A 20,736-nucleotide genomic window follows, 5' to 3' on the forward strand; every position below is an offset into this window, starting at 1 on the left:
GGTCCGGAAGATCGCCCCGCTTCCGTCGTGCTCCCGCGAAACCGGCCCGACGAAGCAGCGCTCTAGACTGCCTCGCATGCCCGCCCATCGGTACGTCGTCGTCGCGCTCTTCGACCCGATCTCGGTCGGCACCGTGCTCAGTCGACGGCGCTGGCCAGCTCATGTGACCCTCGTTTCGAATTTCACGACCGAGGCATCCGTCGACCTGCTCCACGACACCGTGCGCGCTGCGATCGCCGGCGCCGCTCTGGCGGCGGACACCGGGGCAACAGTGGACAGCGCCGCGACCCCAGACGCCGCCACAACCGCAGGCACCACCGCCACCGCAGACGAGGCGTCGCTCCTCGATGCCACCGTGCTCGACATCGAGCTGGGCGACCTCGCCCTCTTCGGCCCCGACCGCGACATCCCGGTGCGGCTCGTGGTGACGCCGCGCATCGCCGATCTGCATATCGGGCTGATCGATCGCCTCGAGGCGGCGGCGGGGATCATCCCCGATGTGGCCGGCTACTGGCGGTCCGGTTACCGCCCGCACCTGACGCTCACGCCGACGATCAGCGCGGCGGCCGGTGACCGCCTGCGCGCGAGGTCGATCGCGATCGCGCGGCTCGACGGTGACACAGCCATCATCGTCTCCGCATCGGATACGGCGCGTGCCGAATCGAACCCCGAGATCGAGGTCCGGCGTGCCACACCCGCCGATCTGCCCGGCCTCGCGCGACTCAAGATCGAATGGGCGCGGCTCGACGATGCGCCGCCGGCGGACGAGGTCGTCGCGTTCGCCGATGATCTCGGCGCGTGGAACGCGCGTCAGGGCGACGGTCTCGTCGTCGAGGTCGCCGTCGCAGACGGAGCAGTCGTGGGCATGGCGTGGATGGTGATCTTCGAGCGTGTGCCCGACTTCTCCGACCGGCACAGGCTGACCGCCGACATCCAGAGCGTCTTCGTGGCTCCGGCTCACCGCGATCGCGGAGTCGGTTGCCGGCTCGTCGACGAGCTCTGTCGCGAGGCGGACCGACGCGGCATCCCGCGGACTCTCGTCAGCGCGAACGAGCGTGCGCTCGGCCTGTACCGGCGCTCGGGCTTCGCGCCGTCACCCGTGCTCCTGCAGCGCGTGCGGGGCGGCGAGTCCTAGCCGACCACCGAACCGCGGGCCCGCAGCACGCCGAGCCGCACACAGAAGTGGGCCGGTCGGAGAGGCTTCCGACCGGCCCGTGTCCCTCTGCACCAAGAGTGTCCTGCAATCACATGTCGGCAGCTGCCACAGCAAAACAACTACCGTGCATGCACTCTATAACGGCAAGGTAACGGTGGCAACGATTTGCCGTTATCTTTTCGTGATTCATCGAGAACGCCCAGACTCAGTCAACTGAGACCATCTCATCCCCGAGCCGGGCGAGCCCATCGACGAGCACATCGACGAGCAATTCCGCACAGCGACCATCGGGGTCGAGATCGGGATCGAACACGGTGACCGCGGCGCCGGCCGCGTACGGAGTGAGAGCTCGCAGCAGCTCCACGAGCGCATCGGGGGTCAGGCCGCCCGGGGTGGTGCTGTCGACCGCGGGCATGAACATCGGATCGAGTACATCGACGTCGAGCTGCAGCCAGAAGCCGGTGGTGCCCGCGACATCCAGGATATCGGCCGCGACAGCGTGCGCCCCGCGTTCGAGCACCTCGCGTGATGTCGCGGCCAGACCGATCGCGGCGCGGACCCGCGGCAGGTTCGGGTCGTCGTCGCGGCATCCGACGTGGACAGTTCTCGCTGCGGCGAAGTACGGTCCTCGTCCGTCGATGTCGCTGATCGCCGGCCAGTGCAGCCCGATCGCCGCGGCGAGATCCTCGCCGGCGACGCTTGCGCAGGCATCCGTGAGCGCCGGATGCCGGAAGTCGGTGTGTCCGTCGACGTGCACGAGGCCCCACGGCCGCTGCGCGCCGCTGGCGAGGCCAGCACCGATCACGAGGCTGCAGTCGCCACCGAGCACCAGCGGCGCGCGGCCCGCGTCGAGCACGGCATCGACCCGCGCAGCGAGTCGACGTGCGTGCTCGACGAGCGCCGCTTCGTTCCGCACATGACCCGGCGCACGGGTCTCGTCGTCGTCGACGTATCTGCCCGGGAGGATGACCCCCGCGTCGACCGCACCGAGGCGGGCGAGCCGTTCGTGGAGCCCCGCTTCGCGCAGAGCCTCGGGCGCCTTGGCCGTGCCGGGCACGGCGCCGCGCACCGGCGGCCGCAGGCCGAGATTGGTGGGCGCCGAGATCAGACCGATCACCCGGCCAGTATGCCCGCATCCTCGGACGACGAGATCGTCCTGAGGTATGACCCACGCGATACTTCCGGGTGATGTGCCGGGCCGCGGTCGATTCCTAGCGTCGAAGGGTGGACATCCTCAACGACTTCGTGCTGCAGGCGGCGGCGTCCCCGTGGCTGCTGCTGGTGATGTTCGCGGTGGCGATCATCGACGGGTTCTTCCCGCCGATCCCGAGCGAGACGGTGCTCGTGGGCGCCGCGGCGGCAGCGGCATCCACCGGCGATCTGGCGATCGTCGCTCCACTGGCTCTGGTCGCGGCACTCGGCGCGTGGATCGGCGACAACCTCACGTACGCGATCGGGCGCGCTGTCGGAACGAACCGGTTCGCCTGGATGCGTCGCCCTCGCGTCGCCGCGGCGTTCGATCGAGCACGATCGGGTCTGTCGCGCCGCGGCGCACCGCTCATCCTCGGCGCACGGTACATCCCGGTGGGTCGGGTCGCGGTGAACATGTCGGCGGGGGCGCTGGGGTATCCGTGGCGCTGGTTCGTCGCGTTGAGTGCGCTCGCCGCCGTCACCTGGGCGGTGTACTCGGCGGGGGTCGGGATGCTCGCGGGCAACGTGTTCGCGGGGCAGCCGATGCTCGGCGCCGTCATCGGCATCGTGCTGGCGCTCGTGCTCGGACTCGTCATCGACCGCATCGCCGCCGTGCGCCGCTCGCGGGCGGCGTCGCGAGAAGCGGCGCCGACGACGGCGCAGGGCGACGCCGACGAACGCGCCTCGCTCCCCGTGGGCGCATCGGCCAGACTGGCGGGATGGCGATGACGCGGGATCGGCGAGTGCCGCAGCCCTGGGTGTGGGTGGTCGTCGCGGTGACCGCGGTCGTGCCGGTGTACGCGGTGCTCGTGCCGCTGCAGGCTCTCGTGTACGGCACCTCGCTGCCGGTCGCCTTCCTCCTCGGCGCCGGGCTGTGCGCAGCGGTGCCCCTGGCGATCCGGTACCCGCGCGCCTCGACCGCCCTGTTCGGCGTGTCGGCGCTCGCGCTGCCGCTGGTCGTCACGCCGACAGGAGCGGACGCCGGACCGTGGCCGTGGTCGGTGTCTGCCATCATCGCCTTCGCGCTCTTCATGCTCGCCATCACGAGCGCGCACGGCTGGCGCGTCGGCCTGATCGCGTGGGTCGTCGGCGCAGCCGGTCCGCTCGTCGCGCCGATCGTCCGCCCGGACGCAGCCGCGACGGGAGCCGTGATCGCCGATCTGATCGTCGCGACCTCGGTCGCCGCGGCCGCGGGCGTCGTCGGCGCCCTCGTCGCGGCGCGCATCCGGGTCGGAGAGGAGCTCGCCCAGTCCCGCGAACTCACTGCCGTCGAGCAGTCCCGGCGCGAACTGGTCGAAGAGCGCGCCCGCATCGCCCGGGAACTCCACGACGTCGTCGCCCACAGCATGTCGGTGATCCAGGTGCAGGCATCCACGGCGCGATACCGGCTCTACGACGTCGCCGACGACGCGGCCGCCGAATTCGACGGCATCGCCGCGCTCGCCCGGCAGTCGCTGACCGAGATGCGCCGGCTGCTGGGAGTGCTGCGCACCGACGACGACGCACCGCCGCTCGCCCCGCGCCAGGGGATCGCCGACATCGCGGAGCTCGTCGACGCCACCCGCCGGGCTGGGGTCGCGGTCGAGCTGTCGGTCACGGGGGAGTCCGCTGACCCGCCGCCGAGCGTGCAGCTCACCGCGTACCGCATCGTGCAGGAGGCGCTGAGCAACGCCGTGCGCCACGCGCCCGGCGCCGACATCGACGTGATCGTCGCCGTCCGCGCGGCGCAGGTCGAGGTGCGCGTGCACAACGGACAGGCGACGGATGCCGCGCCCCCGACGCTCGGCAGCGGCCACGGCCTGCGCGGCATGCGGGAGCGCGTGGCCCTCGTCGCGGGTAGTCTGACGGCCGAAGCCGGCCCCGACGGGGGCTGGACCGTCACCGCGGTGCTTCCGCTCGCGGTCGGGGCAGAGGAGCGCGGGTGAGCATCAGCGTGCTGATCGCCGACGATCAGGCGATGGTGCGCGCCGGTTTCGCGGCCCTGCTCGACGCCCACGAGGGCATCCGGGTCGTGGGCCAGGCCGCCGACGGAACGGAGGCCGTCGCGCTCGCGGCGCGCCTCGACCCCGACGTGATCCTGATGGACGTGCGGATGCCACAGCTCGACGGGATCGCCGCCACCCGACGCATCCTCGGCGACCGGTATCCCGCCGCCCACGTGCCGCGGATCCTCATGCTGACCACGTTCGACATCGACGACTACGTCTACGACGCGCTGCAGGCCGGCGCCAGCGGGTTCCTGCTCAAAGACGCCCTTCCGGAAGAGCTCGTACACGCGGTACGCGTGATCGCGGCCGGCGAGGCCCTGCTCTCGCCGAGCATCACCCGCAAGATGATCGCGCAGTTCGCGGCGCAGAAGCCCCGGCCGGCCCGCTCCGCCGCGGTGCTCGCCGAGCTCACCGACCGCGAGCGCGAGGTGCTCGTGCTCCTCGGCAAAGGGCTCTCGAACAGCGAGATCGGGTCGACGCTGTTCATCGCCGAGCAGACGGTGAAGACGCACGTCGGCAAGGTGCTCGCCAAGATCGGCGCGCGCGACCGCGTGCAGGCCGTGATCTTCGCTTACGACTCGGGTCTGGCCGAACCCGCGTCCTGAGGTCGGCGCGGATCCCGCCAGCCGGCGTCGTCGCACGGGCGCAGATCTCACCCCTGGGTAGGGGTGCAGACGGCACCGTGGTGTGATGCGGCGGCATCCACCGCGTCCTTAGCCTCCTCGGAGCACACCCCGAGGAGGACTCCCATGGCCATCATCCCGGCGCCTCGCCGAAGCGCGCGACCCGCTCTGCCGCTCACCGCCGTGCCCACCATCGCGGTGCCCGTCGCCCCAGCCCCGACGACGCGCGACGGCGCCATCGATCTCGTGCGGGCATCGTGCGTCGCCGCGGTGGTCGCGCTCCACGCGCTCATGGTCGGCGTCACCGTCGACGCGTCGGGCCCGGTGTTCGCGAACGCCGCGGAGGGCGCGTCGTGGTTCGCTCCGCTCACGTGGGTGCTGCAGGTGATGCCGCTCTTCTTCGTGGTCGGCGGTTTCGCCGGTGCGACCGCGTTCCGGCGGCGCCGTGCACGGGGAGGAACGCGCGCGGAGTTCGTCGCGGGCCGGGTGCAGCGATTGCTGGTGCCCGCGGTGGTGGTCGTCGGCGTCGTCGGGGCCGCACTCGCGGCGCTCGCGATGGCGGGTGTTCCTGCCGACCTGGTGGACGTCGCCGGGTGGCGCTTCGCGCAGCCGCTGTGGTTCCTCGGGGTCTTCCTGCTGTGTCAGGCGCTGCTTCCGGTGCTGCTCGTCGCGCATGAGCGCCGGCCGCTCACGACGATCGGGGCGCTCGCAGCGGCGGCTGTCGTGGTCGACCTCGCGCGCGCCGCGACGGGCGTCGAAGCGATCGGCATCCTCAACCTCGCATTCGTCTGGCTCGCGCTGCAGCAGATCGGCTTCTTCCTCGCCGACGGTCGCATCGATGCGCTCCGCCGGCGCACGCGGGTGCTGGTGCTCGGTGGTGCGGTGGCAGCGCTCGCCGCGTCTTTCGCCGGCGGGATCTACTCGCACGACCTGATCGCCAACCTCAACCCGCCGACCACCGCGCTCCTCATCGTGGGCGTCGCCCAGTCCGCCGCCTTCTCGCTGCTGCGCGATCGCCTGGACTCGCTCAGCCGCAGCAGGAGGATCGCCGGCTTCACCCGGTTCGTCACCGAGCGCACGATGACGATCTACCTCTGGCACATGCCGGTGCTGCTGGCGATGGCGGGCGCGTCGGCGCTGTTCGCGCTGTCGACGGGCATCGCCCTGCCCGAGCCCTCGAGCGCGGCATGGTGGGTCACGCGTCCGGTCTGGCTCGCGGCGGCCCTCATTCTGACGGCGGTGGTCGCGTGCGCGCTCGCCGGCGTGGAGAGGCGACGGATGCCCCGGCCCGCGGCATCCGTCGCACTCGTCCCGCGGGCGGTGGCGCTCGGAATCGGCGCCGTGGTGCTGCTGCTGGTGGTGGGGACGACCGCGGTCACCGCGGCGATCGCCGTGACGATGATGCTGGTGGCGCTGCGCTGGTCGTCAGAGCGGCGTGCTGCCGACCATCATCAGCACGGAGGCGAGCACGACGCCGGCGAACAGGCCGACCAGCCGATCGATCGAGCGTGACATGGGGTTCCCTCTCTCGGTGCGCGATGTGCGCCACCGAGAAGGAGCGCGACGCGGATCACCTGATACCCGGATGCCGCTGGCGGAACCGCGAGAGGCGGCGTGACGTCGGAAGGGGCGCGTAGGTTCTGCCACGTGGCGGAGCGGGTTCAGGCGTGGTGGGCGCGGCGGCAGTTCTCGCGCGGGCTCGACGTGCCGTACGCCGTCGGCAGCTACCGCGAGGCGTGGGCCGCGTACCCGATGCTCGTGCGCCAGTACCATCCCGAGCTCAATGCGGGGATCGTCCTCTCGCAGATCCCGCCCGCCGCCGACGTGCTGCTGCTGTGGCAGTGCGAGGCCGGCCATCTGTTCGTCGCGACGCCGACCGAGCAGCGCAGTCGTCCGGGGCAGGTGCGGCGGCGATCGGCCTGGTGCCCGGAGTGCGCGCAGTCGGCGCGTCCGCCGCGCATCGTCGCTCCGCCGCTGATCGAAACGCCGGTCGCCGCTCGCGAGGCGGAGGCCGCCCGCGAGGAGGAGGCCGCTCGCGAGAATGTGCCCCCTCGCGAGAATGTGCCCCCTCGCGACGGTATTCCGTACCCACGCGCGTCTCCCGGGGCATCCGCGCGCGCGGCGGCCCCGCGAGGCACGTCGCGCGGGCGGCGTTCGCGCGCCGCTCGGCCGGTGTGCGAGAAGACCCCGGCCGTCGCGGTCGGCGAGGCCTTCGTGAGCGCGTGCGCGCCGCGGCCGGCATCGGCAGCAGAGGCGCGGGTGCGCGCCGACCTGTTCGCCCGGCTGGCGGTGACCCCCGGCATGAACGCGGTGCGCGTGGGCCGGCCGTTCTTCGGTCACGTGGAGGTCTGGCCCGACTTCGTGCTGCCCGAGCTGCGCATCGCGATCGAGTACGACACGACGGGTCGCCACGGCCTCGAGCACGTCGGTCCACGAGAGGACGTCGACCGGAGGAAGGACCGGCTGCTGCGCGAGGCGGGATGGGAGGTCGTGCGGCTGCGCACCGGTGGTCTCGCGCCCCTCGGCCCGTACGACCTGCAGCTCAAGACCGTCGGCCGCAGTGGCATCCTCCGCCTCCTCGACGTGCTGCGCGAGATCCGCGGCGAGCTGTTCGTCGACGCGTACCTCGTCTGAGCCGATGTCGCCGGTCGGTGCGACGATGCCCGCGTGGGGCGGTGACCCCACGCGGACGGTGCAGCACAGCGGGGGCCGGCCTGCGGGGCACGCGGCGCGAGAAGTCGCCGCGAACAGGTCGTGGGGAGGGCAGGATGCGGGGCGAGGCGACGGTGCTGCACGCCGACCTCGACGCGTTCTACGCGTCGGTCGAGCAGCGAGACGCGCCGGCGCTGCGCGGTCGCCCGGTGATCGTCGGCGGCGGGGTCGTGCTCGCCGCCAGTTACGAGGCGAAGGCGCGGGGGGTGCGCACCGCTATGGGCGGTTGGCAGGCGCGGGAGCTGTGCCCCGACGCCGTGGTCGTGCCGCCGCGCATGGAGGCGTACACGGCTGCGAGTCGCGACGTGTTCGCGATCTTCCGCGATACGACGCCCCTCGTCGAGGGCTTGTCGATCGACGAGGCGTTCCTCGAGGTCGGCGGCTTGCGGCGCATCGCCGGCACGCCCGAGCAGATCGCGGTGCGGCTGCGGGAGCGCGTCAAGACGGAGGTCGGCCTCGCGATCTCGGTCGGTGTGGCGCGCACCAAGTTCCTCGCCAAGGTCGCGAGCGCGGTGAGCAAGCCCGACGGGCTGCTGATCGTCGAGCCCGAGCGTGAGGAGGCGTTCCTCCTGCCGCTGCCGGTCGAGCGGCTCTGGGGAGTCGGTGCGGTGACCGCGGCGAAGCTGCACGGCCTCGGCATCCACACCGTCGGCGAACTGGCCGAGCTCGAAGCGGCGACCGCCGAGAGGCTGCTGGGCAGAGCCGCAGGGGCGCACCTGCACGCCCTCGCGCGCCTCCGCGATCCGCGCCCCGTCGACACGACCAAGCGGCGCGGATCGATCGGCTCGCAGCGAGCGCTCGGCAATCGGCCGCGCACCGCGGAGGAGCTCGAGGTCATCCTCACGCAGATCGTGGATCGGCTCGCGCGACGCCTCCGCGACCGCGACCGGGTGTGCCGCACCGTCGTGCTTCGCCTGCGCTTCGGCGACTACGCCAAGGCGACGCGGTCACGGTCGCTACGGACCGCCACCGATCGCACCGCGATCCTGCTCCTGGTCGCACAGGGGCTTCTCTCCGCGGCGCTCCCCGAGATCTCCGAGCGCGGCATCACCCTCATCGGCATCTCGCTGTCGCACCTCGGCCACGTCGACAGCGTGCCGCCTGAGCTGCCGCTCGACTGGGACGACGGATCGCAGCTCGACACCGTGCTCGATGCGGTGCGCGACCGCTTCGGCGCCGCGTCGGTCTCGCGGGCGGCTCAGCTCGGCCGGGATCCGGGACTGTCGGCGCCGCTCCTTCCCGAGCACGAGTGACCGGCGGCGAGTCACCCCCGTCGACGGAGCAGGAGCACGCCGTCGTCGAGGTGTGCGGGCGACCCGTCGGGCGCGGTCGCCGCGCGAGCGCGCACCTCGACGAGCTCGGGCGTCCATTCGGCGGTGTCGAGCGCAAGGAGGGCGAGCTCGTCGGCCGGCGAGAGCATCACCGGCGCGTGCGCGTGGGTCTCGGCAGACGACCACGGCGGCGGTGCCGCGTGCGAGATGACGAGCAGCCGCCCGCCCGGCGCGACGCGGTCGGCAGCGGAGCGCAGGATGCCGATGCGCGGGAAGTCGTCCTCCCACGAGTGGAGGAAGCTCGCGGTGACGAGGTCGAAGGCTCCGTCGGGCAGGGCCGACGCGGCGTCGCCCGACACGAAGCGCACGCGGTCCGCTTCGAGCCCACGGGCGGCGGCCGCATCCGTTGCGCGGGCGATCGCGGTGGCGGAGACGTCGACGCCCGTGGCATCCCAGCCGTGCTCGGCCAGCCACACGGCATCCGCACCCTCGCCGCACCCGACGTCGAGCACACGACCGACAGGGAGGGGCTCGACCACGGCGGCCAGCGTCGCGTTCACGCGGTGCGACCACACGCGCTCCTCGGCGGAGTACCGCTCCTCCCAGGCCGCGTTGCGGCGCACGCGGCGCGCGTCTGCGACCGCGAGCGACGCATCCTCGACGACGAGAGCCGCGTTGGCCCCGGCGCCGGCCATCGAACCGGTGCCCATCGAGAGGGGCACGTTGCCGTAGGGGGCGATCGTGTTGCCGGCGGCGAAGATGCGCGGATGGCTCGTAGCCCCGCGCTCGTCGGCGACCAGGGCCCCGTCGGCGCCGTCGACACGGATGAGGCCGAGACCGTCGAGGAATCCGTCGAGCCGTCGCGCAGCGGGTGCCGCGAAGACCGCGTCGAGCGCGTGGTCGGCGCCGTCGGCGGTGCGGATGCCGCTCAGCGCACCGTCCGTCGACACCACCTCCACGACCGGCGAGGTGACGATGCGGATGCCGCGGGCGGTGAGTCGCTCCTCGACCGACGGATCGAGCGGGCCGGCCAGCGCGGTGAACGCGGTGACCTGCTCGCTCCACTGACGCACGAGCTCGATCTGATGGATGCTCGCGGGCGTCGTCGCGAGCACGCCCAGCCCGCGGCCGCGCACCTCCCACCCGTGGCAGTAGGGGCAGTGCAGCACGGACTCTCCCCAGAGCGGGACGAGACCCGGGATGTCGGGCAGCTCGTCGCGCACGCCCGTCGTGACGACGAGCGATCGGGCGCGCTCCTCGCCGCCGTCGGCCCGGCGGACCCGGAGGGCATCGCCCTCGTCGACGACGTCGACCACGGTGGCCGCCTCGACGACGACGCCGTAGGCGGCGACCTCGGCGCGACCGCGACGGAGGAGCTCGGCCGGGTCGACGCCGTCGTGGCCGAGCACTCCGTGCATGTGCGCCGCGAAGCGGTTGCGCGGTGCTCCGGCGTCGAGCACGAGCGTCGAGCGGCCGGCCCGGCCGAGCATCTGAGCCGCACTGAGTCCGGCGACCCCGCCGCCCACGACGACGGCATCCCACTGTCGAATCTGCATGCCTCCACTTTGCGAACACGACCGCCAAGGTTGCAAACCGTCTTGCGCTATTGGCAAGATCGCCTCATGGCATCCGAACTCGACCAGGTGGGTCCTCGACTGCGCGCCGCCCGACGCGAGCACGGCTGGACGCTCGATGATCTGGCCGCGCGTGCGGGGATGTCGGCGAGCACGCTGTCTCGACTCGAGTCGGGCAAGCGTCAGGCATCGCTCGAGCTGCTGCTTCCGCTCACGCGACGGCTCGGCATCCGCATCGACGATCTCCTGGCGAACGAGGCAGGTGACCCTCGCGTCCGACGGGCCCCGACGAAGCGCAACGGGATGGTGGTCGCTCCGCTCACCCTCGACGACTCCCCGGTGCAGACGTTCAAGATCACGTTCCCGCCCACGGCCACGACGCCGGACCCCCGGGTGCACGACGGGTTCGAGTGGTTCTACGTCCTGAGCGGCAGCATCCGGCTCATGCTCGACGGCGTCGAGCACGTGATCGAGCGCGGCGAGGCGGCGGAGTTCTCGACCCATGTGCCGCACAGCATCAGCGCCTCGGCCGACGGGCCCGCCGAGGTACTCAGCATCTTCAGCGCGTCGGGGGAGCGGCTCCACACCCGACTTTCCGACGACTGATCCGGCACGCCCCGGGCGCTTCGCGAGTGGACCCCAGGCAGAGGAATGGGCCGGTCGGAGAGGCTTCCGACCGGCCCGTGTCCCTCTGCACCAAGAGTGTCCTGCAATCACATGTCGGCAGCTGCCACAGCAAAACAACTACCGTGCATGCACTCTATAACGGCGAGGTAACGGTGGCAACGATTTGCCGTTATCTTTTCGTGATTCATCGAGAACGCCCAGACTCGGCGGTTCGACCGCAGCCGTGAGGCCTGCCAGACTCGCCGGGTGACACCTCGACCCGCCCTCCCGATCGGCGGTCTCGCCAACGCGCGCGACCTCGGCGGACTCGAGCGCCGCGACGGGACGACGACCCCGGCCGGCGTGTTCTATCGCTCCGAGTCCCTCGAGCACGTGACCGCGGACGGCTGGGACACGATCCGCGAGCTGGGCGTCGCGACCATCGTCGACCTGCGCCGGCCCGTCGAGCGCACCGCGTGCGTGCCCGAAGACATCGACCTGGTCGCCGTCGACCTCGACGGCGACCACCCGGAGTTCTGGGCGCCCCTCGAGGAGGACGGCACGTGGGGCACGCCGCTGTACTACCCGGCCCACCTCGCCGAGCTGCCGCACCGCATGAGAGGGGTGCTCGATGCGATCGCGCGGGCACGGACGGGCGCGGTGCTGTTCCACTGCGCGGCGGGGTGGGATCGCACGGGCTTCGTGTCGGCGGTGCTGCTGAGCGCACTCGATGTGACGGTCGAGGCGGCGGCGGCCGACTATCTGACCTCGTTCCGCAACGCCGACGCGATGGCGACCCTCCACGGTCACACCTCGCAGGTGGATGTGCGCATCGCGGTGCTCGCCCGCCGCGGACACACGCCGGACTCGGGCTTCCGGGCCGTGTACGAGGGCATCGACCTCGCGGAGTGGTTCGCGCTCGCCGAGGTGGAGCCGGCCACGCGCGACGCCATCACGACCTGGCGGGGCGCGGTAGCGGCATCCGGCCCACGACCGGTGTGACGGCAACCGTCGGTGCCGCGTGGAGACCGGCATCCGTCGTCGCAGATGCAACGATTCAGCGCCCGCGAATCGCGCGAATAGGATGCCTGCATGGCTGGGATCGTTCGTCTGGAGGAATCCGGACTGGCGGACGCCCGTGCCCATCTGACCTCGCCTGTCGCGGAGGGCGGGCTGCGCTACTGCTCGTCGACCGCCGTGTCGGGCTCGCGGCTCGTCGACGAGGCGCTCTCGCTCGTCGATGTCGTCTCGCTCACCGTCGAATCGGCGCTGTCGGAGCAGTCGAGCGCAGCAGCCGAGCGCCTGCGCACGGTGGTCGAGGAGTTCACGCGGCTGGATGCGCGCCTCGGCGGGGCGCGTTGACCGCTGGCCTGCCCGAAATGGGCCCGGACCCGGCGAAAGGGAGCCCGGCTGCCGTCCGCGACATCGCCGCGATGTTCCGCGCGCGTGCGCAGGTCGCGCGCGACGACGCCGCGCACATGCGCGGCGCATCCAACGCGCTGACCGGCACCGTCGCCGTGAGCGTCGACGACGTGAGGCCGCGGATCGTCGCGCTGCAAGGGAAGTTCGCCGAGCTCGGCGCCGCCGACGACGAGGTCGCCCTGATCCTCGACGACTACGCGGACGGCGTCGAGGACATCGTCCGCCGCGCCAGGACCCTCCGCGCCGAGTGCGACGAAGCCTGGGCGTCGCTGTGGGCCCGCCGCTCGGAGTCGCTGGGGCAGGTGCAGGAGTTTCTCCTCGGCTGGACGATCGCGTGGGACGAGACCGTGTCGGTGGGCCTGCCGTTCGGCGGGGGTGAGGCGCCGTACCTGGACACCGGGCGGTGGAGAGGCGCGATCGACGACTTCACCGCCGCGCGCGACGCCTATCGGCTCCTCGCCGACGAGCGTGACGGCCTGGACTCCGAGGTCGCCGCCCGGCTCACCGGGGTGGAGCTGTTCGCCGCGCTGACCGACGGCGGCGGCGTCGGGATCGGCGGCGTCGGCGCGGTCGTGGACGCCTGGTCGGGCGACGCGTCCGCCGTGACGGCGCGGTCGCTGGCGGCCGTCGGCGACCCCCGGCTCGTCCGCACGGTCTGGGACGCGCTCACCGAGGCGCAGCGGCGCGGCCTGATCCTCTCCGACCCGGCGCTGCTCGGCAACCTCCCGGGGCTGCCGCCGTCGGCGCGCGTCCTGGCGAACCAGCTGAACGCCCAGGAGCGGCTGCGCGTGATCGACCGGATCCTGGCGTCGGAGCCGCACCCCTACCACCCGCGCAGCGACGACGAGATCGCGAAGCTCGAGGCCGAGAAGACGTACCTGACCGACGCGGTCGCCGGCAAGTTCGGCCTCTACTACTACGACCAGTCCACCGACAGCATCGTCGAGATGATCGGGTCGATCGGTCCCGACACCTCGGAGATCAACACGTACGTACCGGGGACATTCACCAGCGCGCTCAGCGTCTATCGCGGCGAGGTGCAGCAGGTCGGCGACTGGCTCAGCGAGCAGGACCCCGGCGTCGTCACCTTCGTCTGGAAGATGGGCGCGTTCCCGGGTGAGAACGCGATCAGCGGCGTGGCCGACATCGCCCGTGTGTTCGAGGCGAACGACGTCGGGTTCACCCTCGGAAAGGGCGAGGACATCGCGGGCTTCCAGGACGAACTGCACGTCGCCGTCGGAGACACCGCTGCGGACTTCAACGCCATCGGGCACTCCTGGGGGCTCGCGGCGATCACGTCGTCGGAAGTCGCCGGAGCGCACTACGACTCCGTCGTCTCGCTGGCCGGGGCGGGCATGCCCCCGGGGTGGGAGGCGAGTGCCGGCACGAACTACTCGCACTACTCCTACACCGACGTGCTCAGCATGGCGCAGGCGACGGGAACGGTCTGGGACGGACGCGTCCCCGGCGACGACCCCGCCTTCGAATCGCGCATCTACGAGCGGGAGGGCGACTTCACCCTGGTCGTGCAGCCATACGTCTCACCGGGCGGGGTGAGCATGCCCGTGCCGGCTGCGCCGCCGGCGGAGATCTCTGCGACGATCAGGCTGTTGGAGAATCACAATCTCATCGCCACCAGCGTCGACGAGAATCTTCGCGCGTTGAACGATCTTCTGAGAGGTGTGCGTCGATGAAGGCGATGAGGACCGCCGGGGCGATGCTGCTGTGCTTGGCGATGCTGGGAACGGCCGGATGCGCCGTCGAGAAGGTGCGGGAGAACATGACGGTCGACGAGGCCAAGGCGATCGCGCAGGCGGGCGAACTCGACATCGCCCGGAGCATCCCCACGGACCTGGTGGGCGAGACGGTGCAGCAGCCCACCGGGTCGCTGCTGAGCTGCCACGGCGAGCGCGCGTACGCGTGGGCCGGAGGCACCGTCGTGCACCTCGTCGGCGCCCCCGAGGTCGGGGACGTGATCGACGGCCTGATCGACGTCTACGCCGAGGAGGACGGGTGGTCGTCGAAGTCGTCGACGTCGGCGCACGGCGATCCGCAAGCCGAGATCACCGGGCCCGACGGGGACTGGTACCTGGTGAGCGGCTATGCGGAGGACGAGACGATCGACATCGACTCGCGCTCGCCCTGCTTCCGGCTGCCCGAGGGGCAGTCTCCCCGCGGCGGCTTCTGAGAGGCGGATGCGGAGGGCGTCGACGCATCCGCCCGCGAGATGAGGGAATCCTCACGCGCGTTCACGCGATGTTCTGCTGACAGCGGGCATCCGTCGTCCTACCGTGAGATGGCCGTCGTCCCCACCGCCGCACACGAAGGATCGTCATGCTCCCCTCTCGTCGCACCCTGGCCGTCGCCGCATCCGTCGTCGCGGGCGCATTGCTGCTCGCCACCCCGATCGCCGCTGTCGCCGCGCCGCCCACGGCTCCCCACGAGCGCGGGAACCTGCCCGACCTGCTGTTCCAGAAGGACCCGCTGCGGGTGGCGACCTTCAATCTGTCGCTCAACCGCAACGCCGCGGGTCAGCTGGTCACCGACCTGTCGACCGGCGCGAACGCGCAGGCACGGACGGTCGCCGAGATCATCCAGCGGGCCGATGCCGACGTGATCCTGCTCAACGAGTTCGACTACGTCGACGGGGGAGTCGCCGTCGACCTGTTCCGAGAGAACTACCTCGAGGTGAGCCAGAACGGCGCGACGCCCGTCGACTATCCGTACGCGTTCGTCGCGCCCTCGAACACCGGGGTCGCCAGCGGGTTCGACCTCAACAACGACGGCGCCGTCGGCGGCGGAGACGATGCGTTCGGGTTCGGCCTGTTCGAGGGGCAGTACGGGATGGTCGTGCTGTCGAAGCATCCCATCGTCGAGTCGAAGGTGCGCACGTTCCAGAACTTCCTCTGGAAGGACATGCCGGGGGCGCTCCTGCCCGACGACCCCGCCACGCCCGCCGCGGCGGACTGGTACTCGCCCGAGGAGCTCGCGGTGTTCCGGCTGTCGAGCAAGTCGCACTGGGACGTGCCCGTGAAGGTCGGGCGGCACACCGTGCACGTGCTCGCATCGCACCCGACCCCGCCCACGTTCGACGGCGCCGAGGACCGCAACGGGCGCCGCAACCACGACGAGATCCGCTTCTGGGCCGACTACGTCTCGCCCGGCAAGGCGGGGTACATCCGCGACGACGCCGGCAAGCGCGGGGGGCTGCGGGCCCTGGACTCGTTCGTGATCGTCGGCGACCAGAACGCCGATCCCCTCGACGGCGATTCGGTGGATGCCGCCATCGACCAGCTGCTCGACCACTGGCGCATCCGCGACACGGAGCCGACGTCGGCGGGTGCCGTCGAGGCCGCGACGCTGCAGGGCGGCGCGAACGCCGCGCACGAGGGCGACCCGGCCTACGACACGGCGGACTTCGCCGACGGTGCGCCCGGAAACCTGCGGGCGGACTACGTGCTGCCGTCGATCACGCTGCGGCCGGTCGGTGCGGGCGTGTTCTGGCCGGTGCAGGCTGATCCGCTGTCGGCTCTCACCGGGGTCTTCCCGTTCCCGAGCAGCGATCACCGGCTGGTGTGGGTCGACGTGCGGGTTCCGCGGCTCGCGCTCTGAGTCACCGCCGGCGGGTGTCGATGACGAAGAACATCCGACCGGCGTGGTCGCCGTAGAACGCGCCGAGGGTCAGGACGCAGCCCGCCAGGAAGGTGGCGCCGAGGGCGGGCCACACCTGCCCCTGAGCGGCGAACACGATCGCCCACGTCAGCTGGAACGCCACGAACGCCGCCTCGGCGGAGACGTACGGCCAGTGGATGCGCACTGACGAGCGCTTCGCCCGCTGCGCCGGCGGGAGCGGCTTCGAACCCGCCACGGCGGCGGACTTCGGCGTGCGCTCGAACTCGGTGTGCAGTGGACCGGCGAGCCCTTCGAGGAACGCGCAGAGCTGGTGCGGCAGCATCCCGGTGTTGATGACCACATAGGGCGCGACGCGGGCGATCCTGGCGCCGAACCTGCGGAGGCGATCGGGATACAGCTCCGGGGTCGCGGCGGAGGCGATCACGGTGGCCATCGCGAGCCAGAGCGTCATCGGCACGAGATAGACGCCGAGGCCGGCGGCGGTGCCGAAGGCGCCGAACCACAGGCCCGACTGGATGAGGGCGGGCATCAGAGTGATCCACAGTGCCCACAGCGGCCACTGCCACGGGATGCACATGTGGTAGAGCAGATGCAGGCGACGCGTGGCAGACGTCTCGCACTCCCTCGCGAGCGTCCGGAGGTGGAGACGCTGCACCTGCGCCCAGCCCTGCGTCCACCGCTTCTGCTGCGCCTTGTACGCGGTGACCGTGGTGGGAAGCTCGGCGGGCGCGATCACGTCGCGCACGAACGTCGTCCGGTACCCGGCGAACAGATGCCGGAAGCTCAGTTCGCAGTCCTCGACGAGGCTCGCCGCGCGCCAGCCCCCCGCCCGCTCGATGGCGCTCGCACGCCATACGCCGGCGGTGCCGGTGAAGTTCACGAACCCCCACGCGGCGGAGCGCCACGACATCTGCACGGTGTGATGGTCGTCGACCCACAGCGACTGCGATCGGGTGAGCGGTGACTGGTCGGCGTTGAGATGCCCCCACTGCGCCTGCACCAGCGCCAGCCCCTCGTCGGCGGATCCGTCTGCCCGGAAGAAATGGGGGATGGTCCGGTCGAGGAAGTCGGGCGTCGGGAGGAAGTCCGCGTCGAAGATCGTGATGAACTCCGCAGACGTCGCCCGGCGCCCGGCCTCGAGCGCGCCTGCCTTGTACCCGGTCCGCGCATCGCGGCGCCGGACCGACACCTGGGCGCCGCTGCGACGGCGGAGATCGGCTGCGGCGACATCGACGATCTCGCGTGCGGTCTGCTCCGTCGAGTCATCGAGGATCTGGATCTCGAGGCGCGCGGCCGGCCACCGCAGAGCGCCGACCGCGGCGATCACCCGTGCGGCCACGGCGGGTTCGTTGAACAGCGGCACCTGCACGCAGACGAGCGGTGCGTCTTCAGGGAGGCGCCCGCGCGGCCGGTGCGATCGGCCGATGGCCAGGAAGCCCAGCCGCTCGATGCTGCCGGCGGCGAGGAAGAGCAGGATCGCGGCGAACGGCGCGTGCAGCAGCAGGGTGGCGATCCACCAGCCGGGGGTCCCGACCGCGGGAGCGGGGAGGACGACGATGGCGGTGACCGCGACAGTCAGCGCGCCCGCGAGCCACAGGGCCGATCGCCACCAGGGTCCGCGACGCGCGGCGCCGACCGGCCGTTCGACGGGTCCTGCGATCCGATCGGTTGCCCTGCCGTCGTCAGGCGCGTCGGCCCGAGGCGGTGCGTCGGTGTGCGGTGAGTAGGAATCGGTGAGCATCGGAGCCTCCGGGTCGCCACGGATGACCCCGTCGTCCCGTGATGCCCCCGACGCTAGGGACCGTGCGTGGGATGCTCGTAAGCCGGTCGTGAGACCCGGCTTAGGCGCTCGCCGTCAGCGGTCCGCGACGCGCTGCTCCGGCTCAGTACCAGTCGGTCGCCTGCGAGTGGCCCCACGCGCTGCACGGCGAGCCGTACGCGCGAGCGATGTAGTCGAGGCCCCAGCGGATCTGCGTGGTGGCGTTCGTCTGCCAGTCGGCGCCGGCGGTCGCCATCTTGTCGCCGGGGAGCGACTGGGGGATGCCGGTGGCGCCACTGCCGGCGTTGTACGCCTGGTAGTTCCAGCCCGACTCCTTCGTCCACAGCGACACGAGGCACGAGAACTCGCCCGCACCCCAGCCGTACTGCTCGGCGGCGATGCGCTGGGCGTTCGCCTTGGCGCCCTCGACGGTGTTGCCGGCGGCCAGGGCCGCAGCAGCCTCTTCGGCCTTGCGCTTCGCCGCGGCGGCGGCCTGCGCAGCGGCATCCTCGGCCGCCTTCTTCGCCTCGGCGGCGTCGAGGACGGTGCGCAGTTCGGCGACGCGCGACTTCACGGCCGCAGCGTCCGCGGCGACGTCGTCGGTGAGCTCCGGCAGCAGGAGGAGCGGGATCACGTCGTGCTTCGCCAGCTGCACGACACCGTCGCGCAGGTTGCCGATCTCGATGGTGGTGTCGACGCCGAGATCGAGGTCGGACGCGGCGATCTCGACGGCCGCCGCGTTCGCGTCGGTGACGGTGGCGCGGGCGTCGGTGAGCACGGTCTCGGCGTCGTCGGCGATGGCGCTCAGGTTCTCCGAGGCTGCCCCGAGTCCGGGGAGCGTCGAGACATAGGCGGCCGGGACGGCGTCGAGGAGTGTGCCGCCGGCCTGGGGCTCGAGGGCGGCCGCTGTGGCGGTGAAGCCGGTGAGCGCGATGATGCCGAGGGCGGTGCCGGCGGCGATCGTGGTCGGTGCGACGCGGCGGCGGCGTGTGCGGCGGGCAAGGCGGATGGGCGTAGTCGTAGGCATGGCTGAGCGTGTGTTTCTTCCGGGGTCCCGCACCCCCGGGAGGGCACGACCGCGTCCTCGGGTCGGACGCACAAGCCACCGAGTCTGACCCGCCCGTCTGGACGAATACCCAGCCTCACCTGGGAGGAACGTGTGCGGGGGCGGCGCGGGACGCTCCCATGCGGCGAGGTGGTTGACGGCCGCAGAGCAATGTGTACGATGTGAACATCAGGATGTGGACGCCGTACACATGGGAGAGCCTCATGACCTCGATCACCGACCAGCACACCGCACTGCCGCCCGTCGTGGACGCGCAGACCTGGCGCGACGAACTCGCCGCGCTGCGGGCGCGCGAGAAGGCCGCCACCAGGGAACTCGACGCCATCGCGGCGCAGCGGCGCCGCCTGCCGATGGTGCGGATGCCGGAGTACACCCTCGTCGGCACGGAGGGGCCGGTGCGCCTCGTCGACGTCTTCCAGGGGCGTTCGCAGCTCATCGTCTACAACCACATGTGGTTCGACGGCAAGCAGTTCCACTGCCCGGGCTGCACGGGGTTCACCTCGCAGTTCACGCGGCTCGACTTCCTCGAGCCCTACGACGCCCGCTTCGTCATCGTGACGCAGGGGCCCATCGACGAAGCGCTCGACTACCGGCGCCGAGTCGGCAACCGCATGGACTGGTACTCGACGGCGGGGAGCGGCTTCGGCACCGACGTCGGTGCCGCGCCGGGTGCGGGCTTCGCGCTGAACGTGTTCCTGCGCGACGGTGACGACGTCTACCGAACCTGGCACACCGACGGGCGCGGCACCGAGCAGGTGAGCCACACCTTCGGGCTCATCGACCTGCTGCCGTACGGCAGGCAGGAGGCCTGGCAGGACTCTCCGGAGGGGTGGCCGCAGGGCGAGGCCTACGCCGGCTGGTTCTCGGCGAAGCGGGTAGCGGAGCTGTACGGACCGGATGCGGTGACGAGCGAGGCGACTGCCGGGTAGGGCGGCGCGCTGCGCCGGTACCGCTTCAGCCCGCGGTGAGGTGCCGGATCCCGTCGACGACCGCGCGATGCGTCGACGCGGGCTGCAGCACGCGGAAGTGCCCGCCCATCGGAACCTCGACGTTGGTCGCGCCGACGAGGGCGCTCCCCTCCGTGATGTGCGGGTCGTACGGGCCGTAGATCGACACGATCCGCGCGTTCACATGGGCGGCGAGGCCCAGCTCGACGATCGTCGCGTCGCCGGGGAGGAAGGCGCGGATGCTCGGATCGGCGAACAGCAGGACGGCGCGACGGGCGCCGCCGAACGGCGTCGCGACTGCCACGAGCCCGCGCAGGCCGAGGGCGGAGGGGGCGCCGGCCTCGGCCGCCGCCTGCTCCGACACGAGCAGGTGCTTTCCGATCAGCCCGCCCTTGCTGTGGGCGACGAGCACGCGACCCGTGGGCGCGGCGGGGAGGTCGGCGAGTTCCGCACGCAGTCGCTCCGCCGTCGCGGCGATGCTGCGCCGGTTCATGCCGAGCCCGTGCACGACGCTCACCCGGAAGCCGGCGGCGGCGAGGGCGTCGCCGAGCGGGCGGAGGAAGGTCCAGTGCTCGTAGACGCCGGGGAGCAGCACCACCTCCGGCAGCGACTCGTCGGCGGACCGCCACCGCGGCGGCACCGGACGCGGCCGACCGATCGACCACGGCAGCGCGAGCACGGCCAGCTGTCGACGCGCCGCGTAGACGTAGTCGGCTGCCCACCACAGCCCGCGACGGACGGCGGGGATGCGGCGGCGGGGTGCGGCATCCGTCGCATCGGGGCTCATG

Annotated in this window: 19 protein-coding genes; 14 read left to right on the forward strand and 5 right to left on the reverse strand. The window is 71.9% G+C overall.

The window, feature by feature from the left end; all coding sequences use genetic code 11:
• The first annotated feature begins 76 nt into the window (after positions 1–76).
• Positions 77–1,135, forward strand: coding sequence for a GNAT family N-acetyltransferase (locus tag JOD63_RS00755; RefSeq protein ID WP_052682570.1), 1,059 nt, complete (start codon positions 77–79; stop codon positions 1,133–1,135).
• Positions 1,136–1,361: 226 nt separating this feature from the next.
• On the opposite strand, the gene JOD63_RS00760 is transcribed toward JOD63_RS00755, so the two are convergent.
• Positions 1,362–2,273, reverse strand: a complete 912-nt coding sequence (locus JOD63_RS00760; RefSeq protein WP_084613635.1) for an arginase family protein — start codon at positions 2,271–2,273, stop codon at positions 1,362–1,364.
• A gap of 107 nt (positions 2,274–2,380) precedes the next feature.
• Here JOD63_RS00760 and JOD63_RS00765 point away from each other — a divergent pair, with 107 nt between their 5' ends.
• The 6 genes from JOD63_RS00765 (at position 2,381) to dinB (ending at position 8,923) form a co-directional block, all read left to right on the forward strand.
• Positions 2,381–3,076, forward strand: a complete 696-nt coding sequence (locus JOD63_RS00765; protein WP_045276445.1) for a DedA family protein — start codon at positions 2,381–2,383, stop codon at positions 3,074–3,076.
• Positions 3,067–4,272 (forward strand): sensor histidine kinase, encoded by a 1,206-nt coding sequence (locus JOD63_RS00770; protein WP_045276446.1) that lies wholly within the window; start codon positions 3,067–3,069, stop codon positions 4,270–4,272. The genes JOD63_RS00765 and JOD63_RS00770 overlap by 10 nt, the downstream gene beginning before the upstream one ends.
• Positions 4,269–4,940, forward strand: a complete 672-nt coding sequence (locus tag JOD63_RS00775) for a response regulator (protein ID WP_045276447.1) — start codon at positions 4,269–4,271, stop codon at positions 4,938–4,940. Before JOD63_RS00770 ends, JOD63_RS00775 begins: the two co-directional genes overlap by 4 nt.
• Positions 4,941–5,084: 144 nt before the next feature.
• On the forward strand, positions 5,085–6,470 hold the full coding sequence (locus tag JOD63_RS00780; protein WP_084613637.1) for an acyltransferase family protein: 1,386 nt from the start codon (positions 5,085–5,087) through the stop codon (positions 6,468–6,470).
• A gap of 135 nt (positions 6,471–6,605) precedes the next feature.
• The gene (locus JOD63_RS00785; protein ID WP_045276448.1) at positions 6,606–7,592 is read left to right on the forward strand and encodes a zinc-ribbon domain-containing protein; all 987 of its coding nucleotides are present in this window, start codon (positions 6,606–6,608) and stop codon (positions 7,590–7,592) included.
• A 134-nt stretch (positions 7,593–7,726) separates the two neighbouring features.
• Complete coding sequence (gene dinB, locus JOD63_RS00790) at positions 7,727–8,923, forward strand: DNA polymerase IV (RefSeq protein WP_045276449.1); 1,197 nt, start codon at positions 7,727–7,729, stop codon at positions 8,921–8,923.
• 11 nt (positions 8,924–8,934) lie between these two features.
• Here dinB and JOD63_RS00795 read toward each other — a convergent pair whose 3' ends face one another.
• Entirely contained in the window at positions 8,935–10,497 is a 1,563-nt protein-coding gene (locus tag JOD63_RS00795; protein ID WP_045276450.1) for a methyltransferase domain-containing protein, read from the reverse strand.
• Between the two features lie 66 nt (positions 10,498–10,563).
• Here JOD63_RS00795 and JOD63_RS00800 point away from each other — a divergent pair, with 66 nt between their 5' ends.
• The 6 genes from JOD63_RS00800 (at position 10,564) to JOD63_RS00825 (ending at position 16,155) form a co-directional block, all read left to right on the forward strand.
• The gene (locus JOD63_RS00800) at positions 10,564–11,121 is read left to right on the forward strand and encodes a helix-turn-helix domain-containing protein (RefSeq protein WP_045276451.1); all 558 of its coding nucleotides are present in this window, start codon (positions 10,564–10,566) and stop codon (positions 11,119–11,121) included.
• A 267-nt stretch (positions 11,122–11,388) separates the two neighbouring features.
• Positions 11,389–12,123 (forward strand): tyrosine-protein phosphatase, encoded by a 735-nt coding sequence (locus JOD63_RS00805; RefSeq protein WP_045276452.1) that lies wholly within the window; start codon positions 11,389–11,391, stop codon positions 12,121–12,123.
• Positions 12,124–12,213: 90 nt separating this feature from the next.
• Complete coding sequence (locus tag JOD63_RS00810) at positions 12,214–12,483, forward strand: hypothetical protein (protein WP_045276453.1); 270 nt, start codon at positions 12,214–12,216, stop codon at positions 12,481–12,483.
• Between the two features lie 17 nt (positions 12,484–12,500).
• On the forward strand, positions 12,501–14,237 hold the full coding sequence (locus JOD63_RS00815) for a hypothetical protein (RefSeq protein ID WP_045276454.1): 1,737 nt from the start codon (positions 12,501–12,503) through the stop codon (positions 14,235–14,237).
• Positions 14,234–14,731, forward strand: coding sequence for a hypothetical protein (locus JOD63_RS00820; RefSeq protein ID WP_045276455.1), 498 nt, complete (start codon positions 14,234–14,236; stop codon positions 14,729–14,731). Before JOD63_RS00815 ends, JOD63_RS00820 begins: the two co-directional genes overlap by 4 nt.
• A 146-nt stretch (positions 14,732–14,877) precedes the next feature.
• Positions 14,878–16,155, forward strand: a complete 1,278-nt coding sequence (locus tag JOD63_RS00825; protein ID WP_045276456.1) for an endonuclease/exonuclease/phosphatase family protein — start codon at positions 14,878–14,880, stop codon at positions 16,153–16,155.
• 1 nt (position 16,156) lies between these two features.
• Here JOD63_RS00825 and JOD63_RS00830 read toward each other — a convergent pair whose 3' ends face one another.
• Positions 16,157–17,917, reverse strand: a complete 1,761-nt coding sequence (locus JOD63_RS00830) for a glycosyltransferase family 2 protein (protein ID WP_052682571.1) — start codon at positions 17,915–17,917, stop codon at positions 16,157–16,159.
• A gap of 142 nt (positions 17,918–18,059) precedes the next feature.
• The gene (locus JOD63_RS00835) at positions 18,060–18,962 is read right to left on the reverse strand and encodes an aggregation-promoting factor C-terminal-like domain-containing protein (protein WP_045276457.1); all 903 of its coding nucleotides are present in this window, start codon (positions 18,960–18,962) and stop codon (positions 18,060–18,062) included.
• 242 nt (positions 18,963–19,204) lie between these two features.
• Between JOD63_RS00835 and JOD63_RS00840 the strand changes: the two genes are divergently transcribed.
• Entirely contained in the window at positions 19,205–19,930 is a 726-nt protein-coding gene (locus JOD63_RS00840) for a DUF899 domain-containing protein (protein ID WP_045276527.1), read from the forward strand.
• 25 nt (positions 19,931–19,955) lie between these two features.
• Here the strand turns inward: JOD63_RS00840 and JOD63_RS00845 are convergent, their stop codons facing one another.
• Positions 19,956–20,735: an esterase/lipase family protein gene (locus JOD63_RS00845; protein ID WP_045276458.1), complete on the reverse strand. Its 780-nt coding sequence runs from the start codon at positions 20,733–20,735 to the stop codon at positions 19,956–19,958.
• Position 20,736 lies beyond the last annotated feature (1 nt).

It is taken from the genome of Microbacterium terrae (assembly GCF_017831975.1).
In the GTDB taxonomy this organism is placed as follows: Bacteria; Actinomycetota; Actinomycetes; order Actinomycetales; family Microbacteriaceae; genus Microbacterium; species Microbacterium terrae.

Bases quoted from the DNA above. Each gene is read 5' to 3' on its own strand.
- JOD63_RS00755 (WP_052682570.1), top strand. From the start codon at position 77: ATGCCCGCCCATCGGTACGTCGTCGTCGCGCTCTTCGACCCGATCTCG.
- JOD63_RS00770 (WP_045276446.1), top strand. From the start codon at position 3,067: ATGGCGATGACGCGGGATCGGCGAGTGCCGCAGCCCTGGGTGTGGGTG.
- JOD63_RS00780 (WP_084613637.1), top strand. From the start codon at position 5,085: ATGGCCATCATCCCGGCGCCTCGCCGAAGCGCGCGACCCGCTCTGCCG.
- dinB (WP_045276449.1), top strand. From the start codon at position 7,727: ATGCGGGGCGAGGCGACGGTGCTGCACGCCGACCTCGACGCGTTCTAC.
- JOD63_RS00795 (WP_045276450.1), bottom strand. From the start codon at position 10,497: ATGCAGATTCGACAGTGGGATGCCGTCGTCGTGGGCGGCGGGGTCGCC.
- JOD63_RS00800 (WP_045276451.1), top strand. From the start codon at position 10,564: ATGGCATCCGAACTCGACCAGGTGGGTCCTCGACTGCGCGCCGCCCGA.
- JOD63_RS00810 (WP_045276453.1), top strand. From the start codon at position 12,214: ATGGCTGGGATCGTTCGTCTGGAGGAATCCGGACTGGCGGACGCCCGT.
- JOD63_RS00815 (WP_045276454.1), top strand. From the start codon at position 12,501: ATGGGCCCGGACCCGGCGAAAGGGAGCCCGGCTGCCGTCCGCGACATC.
- JOD63_RS00820 (WP_045276455.1), top strand. From the start codon at position 14,234: ATGAAGGCGATGAGGACCGCCGGGGCGATGCTGCTGTGCTTGGCGATG.
- JOD63_RS00825 (WP_045276456.1), top strand. From the start codon at position 14,878: ATGCTCCCCTCTCGTCGCACCCTGGCCGTCGCCGCATCCGTCGTCGCG.
- JOD63_RS00830 (WP_052682571.1), bottom strand. From the start codon at position 17,917: ATGCTCACCGATTCCTACTCACCGCACACCGACGCACCGCCTCGGGCC.
- JOD63_RS00835 (WP_045276457.1), bottom strand. From the start codon at position 18,962: ATGCCTACGACTACGCCCATCCGCCTTGCCCGCCGCACACGCCGCCGC.
- JOD63_RS00840 (WP_045276527.1), top strand. From the start codon at position 19,205: ATGACCTCGATCACCGACCAGCACACCGCACTGCCGCCCGTCGTGGAC.
- JOD63_RS00845 (WP_045276458.1), bottom strand. From the start codon at position 20,735: ATGAGCCCCGATGCGACGGATGCCGCACCCCGCCGCCGCATCCCCGCC.